This is a genomic window from Dietzia sp. UBA5065 (assembly GCA_002415925.1).
GTDB lineage: Bacteria > Actinomycetota > Actinomycetes > Mycobacteriales > Mycobacteriaceae > Dietzia.
This window is the reverse complement of sequence record DIAZ01000050.1, coordinates 1-3,187: the sequence shown is the minus strand read 5'-3', so window position 1 is coordinate 3,187 and position 3,187 is coordinate 1. Positions and strand designations below refer to the sequence as shown.

The 3,187-nt window shown below is 69.7% G+C and carries 3 protein-coding genes and 1 pseudogene; 1 reads left to right on the top strand and 3 read right to left on the bottom strand.

From position 1 onward, the window contains the following. Nucleotides 1-131 (top strand): annotated as a pseudogene (locus tag B4M60_RS03700) (3-hydroxyacyl-CoA dehydrogenase); the annotation flags it as partial. Between the two features lie 103 nt (nt 132-234). Here the strand turns inward: B4M60_RS03700 and B4M60_RS03695 are convergent. The 3 genes from B4M60_RS03695 to B4M60_RS03685 form a co-directional block, all read right to left on the bottom strand. Further along, on the bottom strand, nt 235-879 hold the full coding sequence (locus B4M60_RS03695) for a hypothetical protein (protein ID WP_291080397.1): 645 nt from the start codon (nt 877-879) through the stop codon (nt 235-237). Between the two features lie 348 nt (nt 880-1,227). Further along, nucleotides 1,228-1,779: a hypothetical protein gene (locus tag B4M60_RS03690; protein ID WP_070720789.1), complete on the bottom strand. Its 552-nt coding sequence runs from the start codon at nt 1,777-1,779 to the stop codon at nt 1,228-1,230. 145 nt (nt 1,780-1,924) lie between these two features. Further along, nucleotides 1,925-3,187 (bottom strand): TM0106 family RecB-like putative nuclease (locus B4M60_RS03685; RefSeq protein ID WP_291080393.1); only part of this gene is annotated, 1,263 nt, incomplete at its 5' end.

Genomic DNA, 3,187 nt, shown 5'->3' with positions numbered 1-3,187 from the left:
CGATCCCGTTCCCGTCGCGCCTGGGCCGCCCGTCGGACTACGCCCAGCTCGCCAACGCGATCGTCGAGCACGACTACCTCAACGGCGAGTCGATCCGCATGGACGGCGCCCTGCGCATGGCGCCGCGCTAGACCGGACGTCCGGCCGGACCGAGCGTTCCCGTCGCCGGGACTTCCGGTGACACGAGTGAGGCCCGCCCCGTCTGGGGCGGGCCTCACTCGTGTCGGCCGGGGCCTACGGCAGCGGCGGCAGCGCGATGCCGGCCGCGGTGATGGCCGCGTAGATCTGCGGCGCGAAGTAGATGCCCGCACCGATCACCGCGACGGATCCGAGACCCAGGGTGGCGGGAACGAGCGAGCCGGTGCCGCCGGGGAGCGAGCCGGCACCGAGGGATCCCTCCATCGAACCGAGAACGGTGGTGGCTCCCTCGCCGATGCCGAGCGAGCCCGCGATAGGAGCGTAGATCGGGGCCAGCGAACCGGTGGTGGGCTCCCCCAGAAGCGAATCAGTGGTGGTGATGGAGCCCGTGCCGGGTGCCGGGCTGAGCGAGTTGACGCCGGAGGAGGCGATCGCCTCGGACAAGGAGCCCGAGAGCGAGCCGGTGGTCGGCTCGCCGATCAGGGAACCCTCGGTATCGAGGGAGCCGTTGCCGGTGGCATCGCCGTCCAGGATAAGCGAGCCCAGGTCCTCCGGGACCGAACCGTTGCCGGCCGAGTCGCCGGAGCCCTCGCTGCCGGAGCTCAGCTCGCCTGAGCCGCCGGTCAGGCTGCCGGCGTCCAGGCTGCCCTCGCTCTGCGCGTTGGCGACGCCGGTGGCGCCCGAGATGGCCAGAGCGGTGGCGGCAGCGACGGCGGCCACCTTGCGGGTCGTGAACGTCATTTCTTCGTCTCCTCGTGTGGAAAAGGTTCCCAGGCGCGGAGGCTCGTGGCCGAACCACCCCGGGCGGGGTTTGACGGCGTCAAAACAGTGTTATGGAGAAACCGCTTCGACCGCCCTACCCGCACTCTATCGGTGCACTCAGGACGTCAACGGAGAAAACTTAGTTAATTCTTAGTTATAATCTGGCCCGAGAACTATTCTCGGCCTGCGATTCTGGCCTCGTCCGGCCGGGTCCGGTCACGCTTCTTCCCGTGATTACACCACCGCCGATGCCTCGAGGCCCACCCCCGGCGTCGGGAGCGGGCCTCGAGAGCGGAAACAGTACGGGGCGGAGGAGGCCCCGGAGGATCAGAACTGGGGCAGCGGCGGCAGCACGATTCCCGCGTCCGTCAGAGCCTGCTCGATCTGCGGCGCGAAGTAGATTCCCGCCCCGATGACAGCGGCGGAGCCGCCGACCAGCAGCACCGGCCCGAGCGAACCGGATCCACCAAGCGAATCCGTACCGCCATCGGAGCCGATGACGATTGCCGGACCCCCATCGGAGCCCAGTGCGTCACCGACCGACGCCACGGCCGGCACCAGGGAGCCTGAGGTGGGCTCGCCGAGGAGGGAACCGGTGGTGTCCACGGAGCCGGTACCCGGCGCGGGACTCACGGCGTCGGAACCCGCTGCCGCGTTGACCGAGCCCACGCCCTGCGACACGACCGGGGCGAGGCTGCCGAAGGTCGGCTCGCCGAGCAATGCGGAGCCCGAGGTGTCGATCGATCCGGGGCCGACCTCCCCCGTCCCCTCCTCGGCCGAGCCGAGGGCGGAGGACTGAGCGTGTGCCAGACCCACTCCGCCGGTCAGGGCGAGAGCAGAGACGGCGAGGGCTGCAGCGGCGCGGATGTGACTCGTCATGGGTCAGTGTTCCTTTCGGGAGGGATGCACCGGCACTCCGGCGATATTTAACAATTCTAATCATTCCGCCGAGAACACACTGCGCGGCCACCGCGAAATGCCCGCGCATGAGGGGTCCAAATCCGAAGTGGACGAACGTTCAGAGCTAGTAGCCATCCCGGCTCGAGCGGGAGATCCACTCGCGCACAGCGCGAGTGGCCCGGACATCGTCCTCGTTGTACTCCAGGATCCGTTGCCTTCCCGCCTCACGCTCGACCCCCCGGGCGGCCTGCGCATCCCGGTACCAGCCGACCGACGCCTCACCCCCGGCCTCGGGATCGCGCCAGTGAAAATCCGCGACCGGCGCCACCACCTTGAGACCGAGCCCGGATGTGGAGACGAACTGGGTGGTAACCGCCTCGTGGACGTCCACCCACTGCGAGGAGGAGATGAACCGTCGCACTTCGGCGACGGAGGGAACCCCCTTGACGACGGCGACGGTGCCCTCGGGCCCGAACCTGGCGGCGGTCGAGAGCATCCATCCGTTCTCGGCGGACCGCGAATAGCAGTAAGCCCTGAATGAGCGACCCTGACCTGCGGCCCTGTCCCGGATCCCGGTGAGCCAGCGCCAGAATTCCGCGAAGGCGCGCCCCTCGTCGGGATCTGGCAACCGGGTCCATGTGACGAACGGTTTATAGCCCTCCGCCTCCAGTGGGCGCCCGTCCCTCAGCGTGAGCAGCGCGCCCCACAGGTAGGCGCCATCGTCCAGGTGACTCTCGAGGTCCACGTCGACCTCGATGTCCGCACGCAGGATGCTCGGGCGGGCCACCTTGGGCACCACCGTCTCGCCGTCCCGATGCGCCCGGGCCCGCAGGACCGCATCCGCAAAAGGTTCACCATTCCAGTCGGGTGGCCGCTCCGGCCCGGCCTCCGCCAGTTCCGCCACGGTCCGCACGCCCTGCGCTCGCAGCGGGCCCGTCTGGCCACCGCCCACGACCAGACTCACGTCGTCGTTCATGACCAGCCGGTCGCGGCAGCCCGTCACGTGCTGTCCCCGACCCTCCCAGCCCTCCCACCAGGGGCAGGTGCGGCATTCGCCGATGCGGCTCGGCGCGGTGTCCAGCTCACCGCGGACCACCGCCAGCCGCGTCGAATGAGTGCGGTCGGCGGCCTCGAGGACCGGCTCCAGCTCATGCACCACGGCCCGCGATGAGCCGAGACCCAGAACCGCCCCGACGGGGGACTCCGCCGCGTGCCCCACCGCCCGCAACAATCGCCACGCGTGGACGAGCCGGTCCAGATCCGCGGGGTGACGCCGCACCCGGAGAGAGGGATCGGGCGCGGGGGCCCAGTCGAGCAATCGGGTCACCGTCGCCGTCGAGGCACTCCTGCCCCGTCGTGGATCGACCACCTTGTGATTGACCACCAG